The sequence below is a fragment of the Cellvibrio fontiphilus genome (assembly GCF_042646205.1).
In the GTDB taxonomy this organism is placed as follows: domain Bacteria; phylum Pseudomonadota; class Gammaproteobacteria; order Pseudomonadales; family Cellvibrionaceae; genus Cellvibrio; species Cellvibrio fontiphilus_A.
The window spans coordinates 379,577-397,147 of sequence record NZ_JBHRTF010000006.1 but is presented as its reverse complement, the minus strand read 5'-3'; the positions used below and the strand labels follow the sequence as shown (position 1 = coordinate 397,147).

18 protein-coding genes are annotated in these 17,571 nt (G+C 47.5%); 11 read left to right on the top strand and 7 right to left on the bottom strand.

Annotated features, from left to right (window positions below):
* Positions 1–30 precede the first annotated feature (30 nt).
* The 7 genes from ACFODX_RS15585 to ACFODX_RS15555 form a co-directional block, all read right to left on the bottom strand.
* Positions 31–1,560, bottom strand: coding sequence for a sensor histidine kinase (locus ACFODX_RS15585; protein WP_378120824.1), 1,530 nt, complete (start codon positions 1,558–1,560; stop codon positions 31–33).
* Positions 1,557–1,787: a histidine kinase gene (locus ACFODX_RS15580; protein WP_378120822.1), complete on the bottom strand. Its 231-nt coding sequence runs from the start codon at positions 1,785–1,787 to the stop codon at positions 1,557–1,559. The genes ACFODX_RS15585 and ACFODX_RS15580 overlap by 4 nt, the downstream gene beginning before the upstream one ends.
* A 12-nt stretch (positions 1,788–1,799) precedes the next feature.
* Entirely contained in the window at positions 1,800–3,128 is a 1,329-nt protein-coding gene (locus tag ACFODX_RS15575; protein WP_378120820.1) for a sigma-54-dependent transcriptional regulator, read from the bottom strand.
* A gap of 80 nt (positions 3,129–3,208) precedes the next feature.
* On the bottom strand, positions 3,209–3,478 hold the full coding sequence (locus ACFODX_RS15570; RefSeq protein ID WP_378120818.1) for a hypothetical protein: 270 nt from the start codon (positions 3,476–3,478) through the stop codon (positions 3,209–3,211).
* Positions 3,444–3,929 carry a hypothetical protein gene (locus tag ACFODX_RS15565; protein WP_378120817.1) on the bottom strand — a complete coding sequence of 162 codons (486 nt, stop codon included), beginning with the start codon at positions 3,927–3,929 and terminating at the stop codon, positions 3,444–3,446. Before ACFODX_RS15565 ends, ACFODX_RS15570 begins: the two co-directional genes overlap by 35 nt.
* A gap of 15 nt (positions 3,930–3,944) precedes the next feature.
* Entirely contained in the window at positions 3,945–4,244 is a 300-nt protein-coding gene (locus ACFODX_RS15560; RefSeq protein WP_378120815.1) for a hypothetical protein, read from the bottom strand.
* A 255-nt stretch (positions 4,245–4,499) separates the two neighbouring features.
* On the bottom strand, positions 4,500–4,661 hold the full coding sequence (locus ACFODX_RS15555; RefSeq protein WP_378120813.1) for a DUF1328 domain-containing protein: 162 nt from the start codon (positions 4,659–4,661) through the stop codon (positions 4,500–4,502).
* Positions 4,662–5,307: 646 nt separating this feature from the next.
* Between ACFODX_RS15555 and ACFODX_RS15550 the strand changes: the two genes are divergently transcribed.
* The 11 genes from ACFODX_RS15550 to ACFODX_RS15500 all read left to right on the top strand — a co-directional run bounded on the left by ACFODX_RS15550 (position 5,308) and on the right by ACFODX_RS15500 (position 17,523).
* Positions 5,308–6,396 (top strand): PhoH family protein, encoded by a 1,089-nt coding sequence (locus ACFODX_RS15550; RefSeq protein WP_378120811.1) that lies wholly within the window; start codon positions 5,308–5,310, stop codon positions 6,394–6,396.
* 2 nt (positions 6,397–6,398) lie between these two features.
* On the top strand, positions 6,399–6,866 hold the full coding sequence (gene ybeY / locus ACFODX_RS15545; protein WP_378120809.1) for an rRNA maturation RNase YbeY: 468 nt from the start codon (positions 6,399–6,401) through the stop codon (positions 6,864–6,866).
* Between the two features lie 20 nt (positions 6,867–6,886).
* The gene (locus ACFODX_RS15540; protein ID WP_378120807.1) at positions 6,887–7,762 is read left to right on the top strand and encodes an HlyC/CorC family transporter; all 876 of its coding nucleotides are present in this window, start codon (positions 6,887–6,889) and stop codon (positions 7,760–7,762) included.
* Positions 7,763–7,877: 115 nt separating this feature from the next.
* Positions 7,878–9,416 (top strand): apolipoprotein N-acyltransferase, encoded by a 1,539-nt coding sequence (gene lnt, locus ACFODX_RS15535; protein ID WP_378120805.1) that lies wholly within the window; start codon positions 7,878–7,880, stop codon positions 9,414–9,416.
* A gap of 766 nt (positions 9,417–10,182) precedes the next feature.
* On the top strand, positions 10,183–13,113 hold the full coding sequence (locus ACFODX_RS15530; RefSeq protein ID WP_378120803.1) for a ribonucleoside-diphosphate reductase subunit alpha: 2,931 nt from the start codon (positions 10,183–10,185) through the stop codon (positions 13,111–13,113).
* A 179-nt stretch (positions 13,114–13,292) separates the two neighbouring features.
* Entirely contained in the window at positions 13,293–14,591 is a 1,299-nt protein-coding gene (locus ACFODX_RS15525) for a ribonucleotide-diphosphate reductase subunit beta (RefSeq protein ID WP_378120801.1), read from the top strand.
* Between the two features lie 160 nt (positions 14,592–14,751).
* Positions 14,752–15,609: a TIR domain-containing protein gene (locus ACFODX_RS15520; protein WP_378120799.1), complete on the top strand. Its 858-nt coding sequence runs from the start codon at positions 14,752–14,754 to the stop codon at positions 15,607–15,609.
* 383 nt (positions 15,610–15,992) lie between these two features.
* A complete protein-coding gene (locus ACFODX_RS15515; protein ID WP_378120797.1) occupies positions 15,993–16,205 on the top strand; it encodes a hypothetical protein in 213 nt (70 codons plus the stop codon).
* A 168-nt stretch (positions 16,206–16,373) separates the two neighbouring features.
* Positions 16,374–16,595, top strand: a complete 222-nt coding sequence (locus tag ACFODX_RS15510) for a hypothetical protein (protein ID WP_378120795.1) — start codon at positions 16,374–16,376, stop codon at positions 16,593–16,595.
* 165 nt (positions 16,596–16,760) lie between these two features.
* Positions 16,761–16,952 carry an antitoxin VbhA family protein gene (locus tag ACFODX_RS15505; RefSeq protein ID WP_378120793.1) on the top strand — a complete coding sequence of 64 codons (192 nt, stop codon included), beginning with the start codon at positions 16,761–16,763 and terminating at the stop codon, positions 16,950–16,952.
* Complete coding sequence (locus ACFODX_RS15500; RefSeq protein ID WP_378120791.1) at positions 16,930–17,523, top strand: Fic/DOC family protein; 594 nt, start codon at positions 16,930–16,932, stop codon at positions 17,521–17,523. The genes ACFODX_RS15505 and ACFODX_RS15500 overlap by 23 nt, the downstream gene beginning before the upstream one ends.
* Positions 17,524–17,571 lie beyond the last annotated feature (48 nt).

Below are 17,571 nucleotides of genomic sequence, written 5' to 3'. Positions count from 1 at the left end.
TGATCCTTAAATAATAGCGACTTCATTCTGCTATGTGACGTAACCAAAAAGATCCTTCAGCGGCTCCATAGGCGTTTGTGTCATGGGTAAAAGAATAGTAAATACAGCACCTTCACCTGGCTCACTTTGCGCAGAGATACTGCCACCATGCCGCTCAATAATTTTACGGCATAGCGCCAAACCTATACCGGTTCCAGAGTACTCATCCCGGCCATGCAAACGCTGAAACAAACTAAATATGCGCTCAGCATACTGGGCTTCAAAGCCAATCCCCTGATCGGCAAACTGCAACCTACACCAGTGGCGATTATCATCAGCCAAAGGAGAAGCCACATTGCTTTCGCTGGTAACTGTGACTACAGGACGGTGATCGGGCAAATGAAATTTCAGGCTGTTGGTGATCAAATTCATAAATACTTGTGTCATCTGCAGACCATCTGCATCAATGATCGGCAGTGGATCAATATGAATTTGGGCTCCACTATCCTCAATTGCAAAATCAAGATCATCAAGAACACTGTGCATAATCTCGTTTAAATCCACAGCAATAAACGGACGCTGTTTGGTAGTAACACGGGAGAAGCTCAGCAAATCATCAATCAGAGCCGACATACGCTCAGAAGCCGCTTGCATACGTGCAACATAATCAGCGCCCGCCTCACCTAATTCGGCTGAAAATTTTTGCTGCAACCTATCGCCAAACGCCCGTATTTTTCGCAGCGGCTCCTGTAAATCGTGAGATGCAACAAACGCAAACTCTTCCAGCTCGCGATTACTGCGCTGTAGTTCTTCTGAGTATTGCAAGAGTGCCTGAGTGCGCACACCTACCTTCTCCTCTAATTCTGCGTTTGCACTTGCCAACGCAGAATTTAATTCTGCAACCTTGGTTGAGTTGCGATACCAGGTATAAAAAACACCCAACGATAACGCCAGCCCTATAGCATTAGCTAACAACAGCGCCATTATTATAAATTCGCGGTTTTCCGCTGCTATCGCTTTACTTTTATATAACTGCTGCAATTCCTGCTGCTCCATTTCTGCCAGCAACTGGGAAATTGCACGCATCAGTTCAATGCCCTTATCTGTTTTAACTTGTTTTATAGCAGCTCTAATTTCCTCGCGATCCGTGAGCGCAACAATACGCTGCATTTCACCGACCTTATCTGCCACATAACCACGCAGCGATGCGAAATAAGTTTTCTGCTCAGGAAATGCTGCCGTAGAATCCCCCAACTGCATCAGCAGCTTATTTACTACGCTCAGGGTTTGATGATAAGGCTCCAGATACTCGGGATCTTTAGTGAGCAAATATCCACGCTGGCTAGATTCAGCCGCAAGCAACTCACGATTCAGATCCTTGATCAGATTGACAGTTTGCAGGGTGTTATTGATTGCAATATTGTTTTGGGTAATCACATCAATGGAGCGATAAGCCAGCACAGCGCTGACAGCAAAAAAAGTAATTGCAGCAGCAAGCGCCATTATCCATACAGAATTAGGCAGTCGATTGGTAATTTTTTGGTTGAATAATACCCCTCCACCTAATAAAACATCGCTCATTCCTTCTCCTCGGGAATTCCCTCATCGCGAATAAAACGCGTATGCAATAGCCCATCCAGTAAATGACTGCACTGACGACACTCCAACAAAATAGTTTCAAAAATACTGATTGCTTTTCGTATATCACCGGTACGTTCCAAGGTTAACCTTCCCAATTCAGCATTCACGGAAATCGTATTAAGTGGATTTCGCATGCTGTGAATAAATTGGCTTTTTGGGTCATCCATTTCTATCTCCTTTTACAGCTCAACATTGCCATAAGTATTCAAGCGGTTATAGAGGGTTTTCAAACTGATACCCAATACTTCTGCCGCTTGCTTCTTATCACCCTCATAATGTTCCAGGGTTGATTCAATTAACTCTCGTTCTACTTCCTCTACCGTTTTTCCGACACGAATACCTGCTTGAGGTTGTCGCGCCATTTTTGAAAAGGGTGATGTGAGATTAAGGGGCAAAACCAAAAGCTTTTTTTGTTGATCCGCCATGATATAACCACGGTGTATAGCATGACGCAACTCACGCACATTGCCCGGCCAGTCATAATTTATTAACCGCTGCATACAGGCATCACTAACGCCTATTTCACTACCGTATTCCTGATTAAATAACTCCAAAAAATATCGCACAAGCAGCGGGATATCCTCTTTGCGGGCTCTTAACGGTGGAATATAAATAGGAAAAACAGCGAGACGAAAATATAAATCCTCACGCAAGCATCCTTGCAAAGCAATGTCTTCTTCCGTTCGATTAGTTGCCGAAATCACTCGCCCTTCAACATCAATACTGATTGTGGAGCCAAGACGAGTTACTTTTTGAGTCTCCAAGACGCGCAACAAATTTGGCTGCAAATCAAGTGGCATCTCGGTAATTTCATCCAAAAATAAGGTTCCTTTATTTGCCTGTTCAAATACGCCTATTTTCCGATGGCTGGCGCCAGTAAATGCACCTTTCTCGTGACCAAATAATTCACTGTTAATCAATTCGCGTGAAAATGCACCGCAGTTAGCCGCTACATAATTCCCCTCTGTTTGACTAGCATAGTGAATCGCGGCAGCGACCATTTCTTTCCCGACACCACTCTCACCCATCAACATAACATTTGCTTTTGTTGAGGCTACACGCTCAATCATTTCATAAACCTGTTTCATAGCAGGAGATTCACCTACCAGATGGTTGAAATGCAATGTCATTGATAAGGAAGGAATGGGGGAGTTAATTAAGCGCTGCTCATCAAAGAGTGATTGCAATTGCTGCAAATCAATCGGCTTAACCAGGTAATTAATATTGGTTCCATAAAAAGCAGTGACTATGGATTTAACAGAAGGATGACCGGTAATTAAGGTGATTTTTATTTTTTCACGATTAGGCAAGGCCTCCAATAGATGCAGACCACTACCATCCGGCAAAATTAAATCGAGTATTACGTGCGAGTAATTATTTTTGCGAAGTAAGTCACGCGCTTTCGCTACAGAATTAGCAGCTGTTACCTGGCGCCCTAATAAGCCTAACAACTGGACAGTTGCTTCTAAAAAACGCTCATCATCGTCAACTAATAAAACGTCAGTCACGACTCATATCCTCATGTTGCCAGTTAGCGGTTGCCGCATTCTAGCACCAGTCAGATAGGGGAACTTATCGCACTCAACAGTTAGCGATGCAATTCACTTTTTTGAAATTTTAATGCAGGCAGGAAGCGCCATCCCATTAAAAGAATACGCGACAAGCGGTAAGGAAAAGATGCTCTCGGATAACGAACCGCACCAACAGCCATGCCAATAAGTATAGGAGCAATAACAAAGGTTATAAAAAATGACCTGAATTGTGGCACTAAAATTCGCTTTTCTAATTGTTTCTGCAATGCGATTCTTTTTTGTGACAACTTCTCATTCTTTTGTTTCACTTCGGCACTTAAGTTCATTTTTTGCGCCCTGTATAAAGCTATCAATTTGCGCACGTGTATGGGGAAATGTCATACGCCTACGATATTTTACAAACAGCAACCGACAGGTCAGTAATAGTAAAACCTGTAATAAGAAAAAGGTTAAAACCCCTACCCCTGACTCACCTGATAAAGCCACCGCCCCCCAGGCAATCAATACAGAAAACGAACACCAGGTAAGCAAAATAATTGGCATCATTATCAACCAAAGCATCAACAGCTTTGGTAGTGAACTGACCGCGAGCAGAGCCTCTGCGCGCGCCAGATCCATAACCCCGCCTGCAAAATCCATCAACTGCTCACCAAGCTTTAAGGTCTGAGCAACATCTGCCTCCCAACTAGTAGAAGGTCCGCTTCGTGTTGCGCTAGCCAAAGCCTCCTGAAGCGATTCAGCTTCAGGAGGGGCTTTTATGGGCTTATCGGGATTCATAGTACACTCATTCACTTAACGACGATGAAGCAAGTAAGACACCAACCATCCGGCAGCAAACGCAACACCAACAGTCACCAGTGGTTTGGCACGCACAATCTCTTCAGCTTTTTCTTCCAACTCTATAGCGCGAGCCTTTCCTTCATTGAGACTATGTTTTGCACTGCTGGCAGTGGCATTACCGATAGAGCCCACCGCATCATAAATACTGGAAGTAGCCTCCTTAAATTGGGCAATTGCTTCAGCCATGGATATATCATCCATCTTTCCATTCTCATTGGTTTTCACTGAAGTTTGAGCTGATTGAATAGCCATGTTAATTACCTCTCTGGTTGTTGAAAAAATCACATCCTTAACAAACACATTACCTGCGACCACAAGTTGAATGTCCAGGTTCCAATTAAAACTACTATTCAACTACATTAAAAATTAAAACCACCATTTAACATATTGATCAGTGATAGTAATCACGCTTTGACCAACATCAAATTTTAGTGAAACTTAGGTTTAACTCAGCCATTTCTCTGCTGTCCGGCTTAGAAATTTTAAGAATTTTTTAACTTGTTAAAACTATGAGCGAGGCTTACTAAAAAAAAGTGACAAAACAAACAGTAAGAGAAATACAAAAAAGAGAATTTTTGCAATTCCTGTTGCCGCTCCTGCAATACCACCAAACCCCAACAGAGCTGCAACAATAGCAATAATAAAAAAGACTACTGAGTAGTAAAGCATGGGATGCTCCTTATGGAATATTCATCTTTTCACTCTCAACGAATACTCAACGAATATGCCAAGTATTCATTGAATAATGACAAAACCAAAAGCCATTGATTATTCAATAGTTTTTAGAGGGTGTTAGTTTTTATCCTCCAATGTCATGCCACCTAAGATGCTAAACAAAATTTTTTTTACTACCAATAAATCCAAAGGGTTACAATTTTTTGTAGCTATTGCAAAACGCGCAAACCATTGAAAACTTAAGTTACCAATACTTCCAACCTCATCAAGCCACCACACCTCATCAAGCCACTACACTTGAATCAGCTGATACAAAAATCATCAATCAACACCGCATCTGATTAAATCGCGATAAAAACCAACCTGAATTAGGTGCACCAACAATTAGCTTAAATCGCACCTTCCGATTGGCTGTAGATTAAGCAGTAGACGCAGTTGCCAGATATCCCGTGAGCCGCGTAGTACCGCAAACACCTTAAAAGAAAAATAATATTAAAAACATAAGGTTATAAAACAAACCTTACGTTTATTTTAAGATAGGAAAGTATTCAGCGAAGATTCAGCTGTAATTTAGGCTTTATCCCTTGCACCGAATGGTTTAGTCTTACTTTTCATTGAGTCACAAGAGTTTATTAACCACTTGAATACCCAGGTTACAACGCCCTCACCCATTGTTACCCAGCCATTAACGCTGGAGCCCAGCGATAGCCGCCGCCTTGCCAACCTAAATGGCCTGCTCGGCCAGCACCTGCGCCAGATCGAAGATCGCCTTGATATTGAAATCCGCAACCGAGGCTCGGAATTCCAGCTGGTTGGCCCTGCCAATAAAACCCGCGCGGCGGCCGAATTACTGCGCAATCTCTACGAATTCACCGGACATAGCGAACTTACGCCCGACGAAGTACACCTTGCCCTGCAGACCTCAGGAATCGAACAACTTATGCAACAACTCGACACTAACGAGTCCATGATTGACGGCGCCGCCCTCGACCCCAGCATCGCATCAACTACAGCCAATACTGACAACGCCGATTCCGAAGGCGGTATCACCTTAATTCGCACCAAGAAATGCACCATCAAACCCCGGGGCGCCAATCAACAGCGTTATGTACGCGCTGTACAACGCCATGACATTAATTTCGGCATTGGCCCTGCCGGTACGGGAAAAACTTATCTGGCTGTCGCCTGTGCGGTCGAAGCCTTGCTGAAAAACGAGATAGAACGGATTTTGCTGGTGCGCCCAGCAGTGGAGGCCGGTGAAAAACTGGGCTTCTTACCCGGCGACCTCGCCCAAAAAGTAGACCCTTACCTGCGCCCGCTGTATGACGCCCTGTTCGAAATGTTAGGTTTTGATACGGTTGGGAAATTGATGGAACGCGGTGTGATAGAGGTAGCACCTCTCGCCTTTATGCGTGGTCGCACCCTGAACAACTCTTTTGTGATCCTGGATGAAAGCCAGAACACCACCCGTGAGCAGATGAAAATGTTCCTTACCCGCATCGGTTTTGGCACCACTGCCGTAATTACCGGCGACCCAACCCAAATCGACCTGCCACGCGGCATGGCCTCTGGCCTACGCCATGCGATTGAGGTGTTGGACAATGTTAATGGCATCAGTTTCACTCATTTCACCTCCAAAGACGTAGTGCGCCACCCCATAGTGCAGCGCATAGTGGAAGCTTACGACGCCTTTGAGCAGAAGAATCCAAAGCCGGATGATGCGCGCTGATCATGGCCTACGAAATTTATATTGAAAGCAACAGCCAGAACCAAGCCTTGCCTGAAACAGAGCAGCTAGAGACCTGGATTGCTGCGGTATTGCGCCACCAACAGCTTGAAGACGCCGAAGTAAGCCTCTATATCGTCGATGAGGCAGAGGGTGAGGAACTTAATAGCCAATACCGCGGCAAAGATTACCCCACCAATGTGCTGTCCTTCCCAGCGGATATCCCCGAGGAAGTCGGTGTGCCACTCCTGGGGGATTTAGTTGTCTGCGCCCCTGTAGTCGAACGTGAGGCACAGGAGCAAGGCAAAACCCTCGCCGCACATTGGGCGCATATGTTGGTACATGGCACCCTGCATTTATTAGGTTTCGATCACATCGATGATGATGAGGCCGACGCCATGGAACAACTGGAAACTGAAATCATCACCGGGCTGGGTTACCAAGCCCCCTATCAAGTATTTACGGCAGAATAAAAACTGTGGGAACTAGCATCATGTCGGACGACCATCCGAGTAGCGCAACTACTGATAAACACGAACGCACCGATAAACACGAAAAATCATGGCTGGACAAGGTATTGCACGCTTTCAGTGCCGAACCGAAATCCCGCGATGAACTACTGGAAATCATTAAAGATGCGGCTGACAACCAACTGCTGGATCAGGAAGCCCTCAGCATTATCGAAGGCGCACTGGATGTATCCTCGCTGCAAGCGCGGGAAATCATGGTGCCCCGCTCCCACATAGTTGCCATTCGCCTGGATGACTCTCCGCAAGAATACCTGCCGCAAATTATCGAATCCGGCCACTCACGCTTCCCGGTGATTGGTGAAAATATCGATGATGTGAAAGGCATACTGCTGGCAAAAGATTTATTGCCCCTCGCCCTCAAAGGCACCGACAACTTCAACCTCGAAACCATTTTGCGCCCCGCCAACATTGTGCCGGAGAGCAAACGTGTAAACGTGCTACTACGCGAATTCCGTGAAAACCGCTACCACATGGCATTAGTTATGGACGAATACGGCGGCATTACCGGCCTACTGACTATTGAGGATATTCTGGAAGAAATAGTCGGTGAAATTGAAGATGAAACCGATGAAGAAGATGAGGCCTCAGACTTCATTAAACGTGTGAGCGAGACCGACTATATTGTCAAAGCGCTTACACCCATAGAAGATTTTAACGAATTCTTTAACACCCAATTCAGCGATGAAGACTTTGATACCCTGGGCGGTATTTTAATGCAGGAGTTTGGACATCTGCCCAAACGCAACGAGGTGGCACAAATGGACAAGATGCAATTCCGTGTGCTCTATGCAGACAATCGGCAGATCCACCTGGTACGCCTGACTATTCTGAATAATTAATATCCGTAATTGATTAATCTGACAATGGATTGGATGCATAGCACCCGCCCTTTAATCACGCCAAATCCCGCCAAACGGCGGGATTTTTTTAACCCTAAAGAAAAGAATTGAATTCATGGCAGACCTATTTCGCAATCTTCCCACGCCTATTGCCCTGATTATCGCCATCCTCAGCGGCGCCATGGTGACCTTTAGTTTTGCACCCTTCGATTTTTGGCCCATCTCCTTGCTCAGCCTGGTTGCACTTTCGTTATTACTCAAAGAACAAGCATCCAAACAGATACTCTGGCGCAGCCTGGCGTTTGGCCTTGGTCTATATGCAGCTGGTATTCACTGGATATATGTGAGCATTCATAACTTTGGCGGTGCAGCACCTTTATTTGCCGCTTTTTTAGTATTTATTTTTGCGGCATTCATGGCCGCTATTTTTACCCTGCCGTTTTACATTTTTGGCCGCTGGTTCAGCTATCACCGCCTCGCGCTCCTGATCGCGCTACCGGCCTGTTGGTTATTGGGTGAATGGTCACGCACCTGGCTGCTAACCGGTTTTCCCTGGCTATTTTTAGGCTACAGCCATATAGACACCTGGCTCGCAGGCTGGGCACCTATAGGCGGCGTCATGGCAATCAGTTTTGTGCTTGTGGCCAATGCCGGATTGGTCGCCGAACTGTTATGGCAAGGCAAGCAGCTACACCAGCAAAAATTACTGCTAGCTGCCGCCGCAATTATCAACCTGGGTTTTTGGATAAGTGGCGCATTCTTGAAGCAAGTCACATGGGCGGAGCCTGATAACAACCCCATCAAAGTAGGCATGGTGCAACCCAACGTAGATCAGAGCATCAAACTGACATACAACGAGAAAACTACTAAAGCCACCCTTGACCAACTGCGAGAATTGAGTACCGACCTCTGGACTAACGACTGGGTGATCTGGCCAGAAGCCGCAATCCCAACCAGCCTCACCTTTCACGACGCACTGCCGTTTTTGGAAGAGATGAACAAAAAAGCCGCTGAAAACCAAGCCGCACTGTTCACCGGAGTAATTTATGAGGATCGCGACAAACAAAAATATTACAACTCGATTGCCGGCCTGGGTGAAGGCTACGGTTTTTACCACAAGCGCCGCTTGGTGCCTTTTGGAGAATACGTGCCACTGGAGGATCAGCTGCGCGGGTTGATTGAATTCTTTAACCTGCCCACCTCATTTATTCACCTGGGCCCTCAAGACCAACACGGCCTTATTGCCAAGGGAGTACGTATCACCCCGGCCATTTGTTATGAAATAGTCTACCCGGACTTGATAGGTCAAGCCGCCAAAGAAACGCAGGTCTTGCTCAGCGTAAATAACCTTGGTTGGTTTTTAGATTCCATCCAAGCCAAGCAATTTATGCAGATGGCACAAATGCGTGCGCTGGAGACCGGGCGTTATCTGGTGTACAGCACCAACAATGGCCCAAGTGCGATCATCAACAACAAAGGCCAGATTCTCAACCAAAGCGACTCCTTCAATGCACAAACCTTCACCGGCACTATTTATGCTGTTAAGGACTGGACGCCATTTATGGTCACCAGCAGCGGCCCCTTGGTTATTCTCTCGGCATTCCTGTTATTAGCATTACAACTGCCGCTGTTGTATCGCAAACAACCAGACTGATTAACACTGCAGCAACCCGGGAGCGAACCTTGTGGCTCGCTCCCTGAAGTACCCATATCAAGGCTACTCTGGCTCGCATCACAAACACTATATATAGTCATAAATCAGCAAAATAATTATTAGAAAAAAGTCTAAGTCTCGCGCCAAACCGTCATAAATTGCATACATCACTAACAATGCGGCTTTGCCCCTGCAAGCACCGGCCTTTAGCGACTTGCCCCCAGTTTGTACCCCTGCGACTCACATCTTATCCACAGGTTTTCAAGCTTGCATAAAACCCCCAATCGCATTATCTTGTAGCCCATTCGCGATTTACCCCTAGATATAGGTGTTGAGCGCGCCAAGCACACAACTGGCGCCTAACTCTCCCAGGCTAAATCGTCAAGCTAAATTTGACCCAATTGAGCACTCAAACCTAGCCAGTCACAGTACAACCGGGCTTTGAGTGGCCAAAAGCAGTAAATGATTATGTTTTTGGAATCAGCTGTATGGGCACAAAACACCAGTCTTTGCCAACCACTAGATGTTGTGGTCTGGCCAACACTGGCAAAAGCGTGTTACAGACCCTGATTTTAATAAACATGACTCTACCCAAGGGCAACAACAGGGTTTACAACACCAAGCAGTACGATCAGGCAAAACGACAAGTAACACAACCAAACGAAACGAATAGCACGCAGGATTTATAAACCCACACTGGCTTTATCAATCCCTGTTTTACCAACCAGTCATTTCAACCAGGAAAGACCTCACGCGGGAGACGTCTATGCAAACTGACATTGAAACCACCTCAGCAACACGCAATGTGCAACAGGATATTCATGGTGGCGGAGCGCCACTAACGGCCACGGCACCGGGCCAACTGCGCGTGATTAAACGCAACGGAACGGTGGTTCCCTTCGATGCCAGTAAAATCGCAGTGGCGATGACCAAGGCCTTTTTAGCGGTAGAGGGTGGCACTGCCGCTGCCTCGACTCGCGTACACGAAACGGTGAGCAACCTCACCCAGCAAATTACCGCCACCTTCAAACGCCGCATGCCCTCTGGCGGCACCATTCATATTGAAGAAATCCAGGATCAGGTTGAGCTGATCCTGATGCGCTCCGGCGAACAAAAAGTCGCCCGCGATTACGTACTCTACCGCGAAGAGCACGCTCGTCTGCGCGCGCAGAAACAAGCCGCCTCCCAGGAACCGGATCCGGACTACCCCAGCCTGAACGTAATCCTGGCCAACGGCAGCCGCGCACCGCTGGACATTGGCCGTATGCGTACCATTGTGCGCGAAGCCTGTGCCGGCCTTGCGGGCGTGGAAGAGAAGGCGATTCTCGACGAAGCCATGCGCAACCTTTATGACGGTGTGGCGGAAAAAGACGTCAACACCTCACTGGTGATTACCGCTCGCACCCTGGTGGAAAAAGAGCCCAACTATTCGTTTGTTACCGCTCGCCTGCTCATGGATAAACTGCGCGCCGAAGCCCTGAGCTTTTTTGGTGTCGCCCAGTCTGCTACCCAAGCGGATATGGAAACCCTGTACGCGCAAACCCTGCCGCTCTACATCAAAAAAGGGGTTGAGCTGGAACTGATCTCCCCCGAGCTGCAAAACTTTGATTTGGATAAACTCGGCAAGGCCCTAATCGCCGAGCGCGATCTGCAATTCACCTACCTCGGCCTGCAAACCCTGTACGACCGCTATTTCATCCACAGTAACGACACCCGCATTGAACTGCCGCAGATTTTCTTTATGCGTGTGGCCATGGGCTTGGCGATTCAGGAAGAGCAAAAAGAAGAGCGTGCGATTGAGTTCTATCGCCTGCTGTCCTCTTTCGATTACATGAGCTCTACCCCAACCCTGTTCAACTCCGGCACATTGCGCCCACAGTTGTCCTCTTGCTACCTGACTACCGTGCCCGACGACCTGCACGGTATTTACGGCGCCATTCAAGACAACGCCATGCTCAGCAAATTCGCTGGCGGTTTGGGTAACGACTGGACACCAGTGCGCGCACTGGGTGCCTACATTAAAGGCACCAATGGCAAGTCACAGGGCGTGGTTCCCTTCCTGAAAGTGGCCAACGACACCGCCGTGGCGGTAAACCAAGGCGGCAAGCGCAAAGGCGCCGTGTGTGCATACTTGGAAACTTGGCATATGGATGTCGAGGAATTCCTTGAGCTGCGCAAAAACACCGGTGATGACCGTCGCCGCACCCACGACATGAACACTGCCAACTGGGTGCCCGATGCATTCATGAAGCGCGTGTTTGACGACAAAGAGTGGACGCTGTTCTCGCCCAACGACGTTCCCGACCTGCACGACTTGTATGGCAAAGCGTTTGAAGAGCGCTACGAGCACTACGAGCGCGAAGCCGCTGCCGGCAAGATCAAGGTTTTCAAAACCGTGCGCGCCTTGGATCTGTGGCGCAAAATGTTGGGCATGCTGTTTGAAACCGGCCACCCATGGATCACCTTTAAAGACCCATGCAACCTGCGCAGCCCGCAGCAGCACGCCGGTGTGGTGCACTCGTCCAACCTGTGTACCGAGATTACCCTTAACACCAAAGCAAATGACGAAATCGCCGTATGTAACCTCGGCTCCATCAACCTCGCGCAGCACATTGTGGATGGCAAACTCGATCAGGCCAAACTGGAGCGCACGGTGAAAACCGCGATCCGCATGCTGGATAACGTGATCGACATTAACTACTACGCCGTGGCGACCTCCAAGCAGTCCAACCTGCGCCACCGCCCTATCGGCCTTGGCATTATGGGCTTCCAGGACGCGCTCTATGAGCAGCGTATCGCCTACAGCTCACAAGCCGCCGTGGACTTTGCCGATACCTCCATGGAAGCGGTGAGCTACTACGCCATCAAAGCCTCCAGCGAACTGGCGGCCGAGCGCGGCAAGTACTCCACCTTTGATGGATCGCTCTGGAGCAAAGGCATTCTGCCCATCGACTCGATTGAAATCCTTGCGCAAAACCGTGGCGAGAATTACATCAAGGTGGATCGCAGCCAAACCTTTGACTGGGCGACGCTGCGTGAGCAGGTAAAAACCCAGGGTATGCGCAACTCCAACGTGATGGCGATTGCCCCAACGGCAACCATTTCCAACATCACCGGCGTAACCCAGTCGATTGAACCGACTTACCAAAACCTTTACGTGAAATCCAACCTCTCGGGCGAATTCACCGTGGTTAACCCGCACTTGGTACACGACCTAAAAGCGCGCGGCCTGTGGGATGCGGTAATGGTGAACGACTTGAAATACTACGAAGGCTCACTGCAAAAAATCGACCGTATTCCGGCAGATTTGAAAGCCATCTACGCCACCGCGTTTGAAGTAGAGCCCAAGTGGATCGTAGAAGCGGCCAGCCGTCGCCAGAAGTGGATCGACCAGGCGCAGAGCTTGAACCTCTACATCGCCGGCGCAAACGGTAAAAAATTAGACATTACTTACCGTATGGCATGGTTCAGTGGCCTGAAAACTACGTATTACCTGCGTGCCTTGGCCGCGACCACTACCGAGAAGTCCACCATTAACACTGGTGCACTGAACGCCGTATCGGCAGGTGGTGCAGGTGGTTTGAGCGCAGCGCCAGCGCCGGCAGCAGCGCCAGCCGAAGACGCAAGCTTTGCCCAAGCAGCACCAGTACCACTGGCCTGCTCGATTGATAACCCGGATTGTGAGGCTTGCCAATAAAACCCCCTCCCAGCCTCCCGCTGCAAAAGGGGAAGATAAAACCCCTCCCAACCTCCCCTTCAAAAGGGGAGGAGGTTGAACAGAGAGCAGCCAAGTTCCCTCCCCTTTCTAAGGGGAGGGCTAGGGTGGGGTTAGGATTAGGGTTAAACCAAGAATTCAGCTATTAAACGAGGATCACCATGCTAAGTTGGGATGATTTTGATACCGAAGAAGCCATCAAAGAAACTGCCCGTCAGGAGGCCATTGCCGCCAACCTGAATAAACCAGTGGCAGCGCCTGTAGCACCACAAGCGCAACCCACTCAAGTGGCGCAAGCACAGGCAACCGCTGCAGCGGCGGTCAATACTAGTTTCGCCGAAGCCGCTAAAGAAGCCGGTATTAGCCCGGAACTGGCCAAAGCCCGAGCCAGCCTTGCCGCACTTGACCCAGCTCCCGGTTTGGAAGAATTGCAAATGGGCGCTGCGCGTATTCAGGTAGACGAAAAGCGCATGATCAACTGCCGCGCCGACCTGAACCAATTAGTGCCCTTCAAATACGACTGGGCATGGCAAAAATATTTGGACGGCTGCGCCAACCACTGGATGCCACAAGAGGTCAACATGACCGCTGACATCGCCCTGTGGAAAAGCAAAGACGGCCTGACCGACGACGAGCGCCGCATTGTAATGCGCAGCCTCGGCTACTTCTCCACCGCCGACTCATTGGTAGCGAACAACCTCGTCCTCGCGATTTACCGTTTGATCACCAACCCCGAATGCCGCCAATACATTTTGCGTCAGTCATTTGAAGAGGCGATTCACACCCACGCCTATCAATACTGCATTGAATCTCTCGGCATGGATGAAGGCGAAATCTTCAACATGTACCGCGAGTTACCCAGTGTGGCGAACAAAGCCGCATGGAGTTTGAAACACACCCAAACCCTGGGCGACCCCACCTTCACTACCGGCACTCCAGAATCTGACCAGGAATTGCTGCGCAACCTCGTTGCATTCTATGTAGTGACCGAAGGTATTTTCTTCTACTGCGGCTTCAGCCAAATCCTCAGCATGGGTCGCCGCAACAAAATGACCGGTGTTGCCGAGCAGTTCCAATACATTCTGCGCGACGAATCCATGCATTTGAATTTTGGTATCGACGTAATCAACCAAATCAAACTGGAAAACCCACACCTGTGGAGCGCCGAATTCCAGCAAGAAGTGCTGCAAATGATTCTGGAAGGCACCGAACTGGAAATCCAATACGCCCGCGACTCCATGCCCCGCGGCGTACTCGGCATGAACGCCGCGATGATGGAAGAATACCTCCACTTCATCGCCAACCGCCGCTGCGCACAGCTCGGCTTAAAAGAACAATTCCCCGGCGCGCAAAACCCATTCCCGTGGATGAGCGAGATTATGGATTTGCGTAAAGAGAAGAATTTCTTTGAAACGCGCGTGATTGAATATCAAACAGGTGGAGCGTTGAGCTGGGATTAATTTTTTAATCCAAGCGTAGGTTGGCGCTGAGCGAAGCGATGCCCAACACACCATTTAGAACGGATTACATATTCCGGAGTGAATAAACCTGAACCGCTATTGAGTTTTGTCAGAGTTTTTCTGGTGGGGCTTGATGGCGGTTTTTTATTTGGAGCAGAGAATGAATATTTTTATTAGTTGGTCGGGAAGCCGGAGTAAGGCCGTTGCCGAAGTGATTAGCGACTGGATAAAGTGCGTTCTGCAGGCATCCCAACCATGGATATCCACACGAGACATTGATAGCGGAGCCGTGTGGTTCTCAGAAATTAATGAGAAACTAAAAGACACAACAATGGGTATTGTTTGCCTTACACAAGACAACAAAAATAAGCCATGGATATTATTTGAAACTGGAGCACTTGCTAAAGGTTTAACTACAAATAGAGTATTTACCTTTTTGATTGACCTAGAACCCGCAGACCTTAGAGATCCTCTTGCACAGTTCAACCATACAACACTCGAAAAAACGAGCGTATGGAAATTAGTCAAAACGATAAACAGTTGTTTCCCCCAAAACGCATTGGAAGAACGCATTTTGGAACAGGTTTTTACAACCTATTGGGAGCAACTGTATTCAAAAATAAATTCAGCAATAGAAAGCAATCCGGCCACTGAAGAAGTACAACCAAGATCAGAGCATGATCTACTAAGCGAGATCCTGAACAATACGAGAGGACTATCGCGCAGAGTTAGTGAATTGGAATCTTTACTAGAAAGTAAATCTTCGTTAGGAGGTCACACCTCCTTGGATCACCTAAGCACAAAGAAGAGGATAATCGAATCAATGCAAAATGGAGCATCCATTCAAGAAATAGTCTCCAATTTAAAAGACATGGGATTCCCCGAAAAAACCTCAAAAGAAATAATTAAAAAAGTAATGAATGAAAGTTTAATTGGATACTCATATGCCGATGGGATATTAGGATTATCAGACTATGATAGAAAACTGAAAAATAATGCGGAGCTAGGCAAGTTGTAAGCACGTAGGTTGGCGGTGAGCTTGCGAACCCCAACATTCGTAATCGCAAAAGGCACATTGCTTCATGAATGCGAAAAACCAATTAACGGCGCATGTATTTTGGTTTCGGTGGTTGCGGGGGCATGGTCATGTTGGGGTTCGTTCCTCACCGCCAACCTACGGAGCACCTTGAACGAATTACGCGCGGGCATGTAGGTTGGTGGTGAGCCTGCGAACTCCAACATCGCAATTGCAAACAGCACATTGCTTTGTGAATACGAAAAACCGATTAACTACACATGCATTTTGGTTTTGGTTTTGGTGATTGAGCATATAGATTAAAGGGGTCGTAGTGATTTTTTATTACGCACTAACTTAAGGGGATCAGACTAGGTAGATTATTAATGCATCCTATTCCACAGGGCTATTGTAAGGTCGAAGATGGGGATATGATTCGCGCTGGCGATTTGGCTCTGGGCAAGGTAAATTCTGCCTGTAGTCATAGCAGCTATGGCTGGAAAAATGTGGAACCACATTTAATTGGGCAGGAGTTTTTTGAAGGCGCTATTGAATTCGGTCATCCCTTTTTGTTAATCCGCAAAATCGATAGCACGTAGGTTGGACTGATGTAGCACATAGGTTGGGCAGCAATGCCCAACACGTAATTTCGATTATCAACAAAACAGACACAATACAATTTAAAACACGGAATTACTTTTTTAACTTTCGGCTTAAACGGAAACATGGACATGTTGGGCATGGCTGCCCAACCTACGGAACATCGAATGAATAATGAATTAATGGCGCAATTAACCAATGATATTATTCCGGCAATCATTGTCTTGTTGTATTCCGCTATGACGTCCATGTTCGTTGGTTATCGTGTCGTGGCAAAACGCCTTGCGCAAAGAGGTATGAAAAAAGGCAATGCAAAAGCCATTGGGCAAGCGACAGCATCGATTCTATTTTTGTTAATTGCGAGGATCTACTTTAAATTTTTGTATTGAGGTTAAGGTATAAAACCAATTAACGGCACACGCATTTTGGTTTTGGTGGTTGCGGATACATGGTCATATTAGGGTTCGTTCCTCACCGCCCCCTATTTTTTAAATTTGCGCTCAATGTGGTTGATGATTAAACTCTTTTAAACACTTAAAAAAGCTGAGCTTTTTATGAAAAAAATCACTCGTGCAGAAATGCGTGAAAAAGCAGTAGGTAGTGTGCTTGGTTCTTTGCGAATCGAGCAATTAACACCGAGCAATCTGGTTGTATCAGGAATGAAGTCCTGTGTGTTAGGTCAAGATACCACCCAACATTTATTACAAGAAGCGATCAAACACCATGCCCAAATACGCCGGGGGTGAGTGCTTTAAATACCCAGAGACTGAGGTATTAATCAATAAAGCCAACATTCGCACTCAAGACGCTCTGGATGCCTTTGAGGCAGACGTGACAGCAGTTCGACTCATTGAGTTACTGGACTCCCCTATTCCGGGCACCTTTGACCTTGCGCACCTGCAGGCGATTCATCGCCATATATTTCAGGACGTTTACGACTGGGCAGGGGAGTTAAGGCAAGTTGACATTCAAAAAGGTGGCAGCAAATTTGGCAACTGGGCTTTGGTGCCAAATTACTTAAACAAAGAACTCAAAAGAATCGCCGCGCAAAATTTCTTACTAAACCTGCCACCTGAAAAATTTATCCCTGCAATCGCACACTATCTCTCTGAAATTAATTCAGCTCATCCATTTCTTGAAGGCAACGGCAGAGCACAACGCGCATTTTGCTCACAACTCGCAGAGCAAGCCGGATTCTTCATCGACTTTGAGCAAATAGGCCGCGATGAAATGATAGGCGTGATGATTGCCAGCTTTAATGGTGACGAAAAGCCATTAGCCAACCTGCTGGAAAAAATCACTTCTATTATTGAATGATCACCATGAATAATTATTCATTGACACTTGAAGCCGAAACGCTAGTTT

Excerpts from the sequence above, each read along its gene's own strand:
- ACFODX_RS15505 (WP_378120793.1), top strand. The coding sequence starts at position 16,761 with ATGAAAAAAATCACTCGTGCAGAAATGCGTGAAAAAGCAGTAGGTAGT.
- ACFODX_RS15565 (WP_378120817.1), bottom strand. The coding sequence starts at position 3,929 with ATGAATCCCGATAAGCCCATAAAAGCCCCTCCTGAAGCTGAATCGCTT.
- ACFODX_RS15580 (WP_378120822.1), bottom strand. The coding sequence starts at position 1,787 with ATGGATGACCCAAAAAGCCAATTTATTCACAGCATGCGAAATCCACTT.
- ACFODX_RS15530 (WP_378120803.1), top strand. The coding sequence starts at position 10,183 with ATGCAAACTGACATTGAAACCACCTCAGCAACACGCAATGTGCAACAG.
- ACFODX_RS15510 (WP_378120795.1), top strand. The coding sequence starts at position 16,374 with ATGAATAATGAATTAATGGCGCAATTAACCAATGATATTATTCCGGCA.
- lnt (WP_378120805.1), top strand. The coding sequence starts at position 7,878 with ATGGCAGACCTATTTCGCAATCTTCCCACGCCTATTGCCCTGATTATC.
- ACFODX_RS15560 (WP_378120815.1), bottom strand. The coding sequence starts at position 4,244 with ATGGCTATTCAATCAGCTCAAACTTCAGTGAAAACCAATGAGAATGGA.
- ybeY (WP_378120809.1), top strand. The coding sequence starts at position 6,399 with ATGGCCTACGAAATTTATATTGAAAGCAACAGCCAGAACCAAGCCTTG.
- ACFODX_RS15515 (WP_378120797.1), top strand. The coding sequence starts at position 15,993 with ATGCATCCTATTCCACAGGGCTATTGTAAGGTCGAAGATGGGGATATG.
- ACFODX_RS15555 (WP_378120813.1), bottom strand. The coding sequence starts at position 4,661 with ATGCTTTACTACTCAGTAGTCTTTTTTATTATTGCTATTGTTGCAGCT.
- ACFODX_RS15540 (WP_378120807.1), top strand. The coding sequence starts at position 6,887 with ATGTCGGACGACCATCCGAGTAGCGCAACTACTGATAAACACGAACGC.
- ACFODX_RS15520 (WP_378120799.1), top strand. The coding sequence starts at position 14,752 with ATGAATATTTTTATTAGTTGGTCGGGAAGCCGGAGTAAGGCCGTTGCC.
- ACFODX_RS15500 (WP_378120791.1), top strand. The coding sequence starts at position 16,930 with ATGCCCAAATACGCCGGGGGTGAGTGCTTTAAATACCCAGAGACTGAG.
- ACFODX_RS15585 (WP_378120824.1), bottom strand. The coding sequence starts at position 1,560 with ATGAGCGATGTTTTATTAGGTGGAGGGGTATTATTCAACCAAAAAATT.
- ACFODX_RS15525 (WP_378120801.1), top strand. The coding sequence starts at position 13,293 with ATGCTAAGTTGGGATGATTTTGATACCGAAGAAGCCATCAAAGAAACT.
- ACFODX_RS15570 (WP_378120818.1), bottom strand. The coding sequence starts at position 3,478 with ATGAACTTAAGTGCCGAAGTGAAACAAAAGAATGAGAAGTTGTCACAA.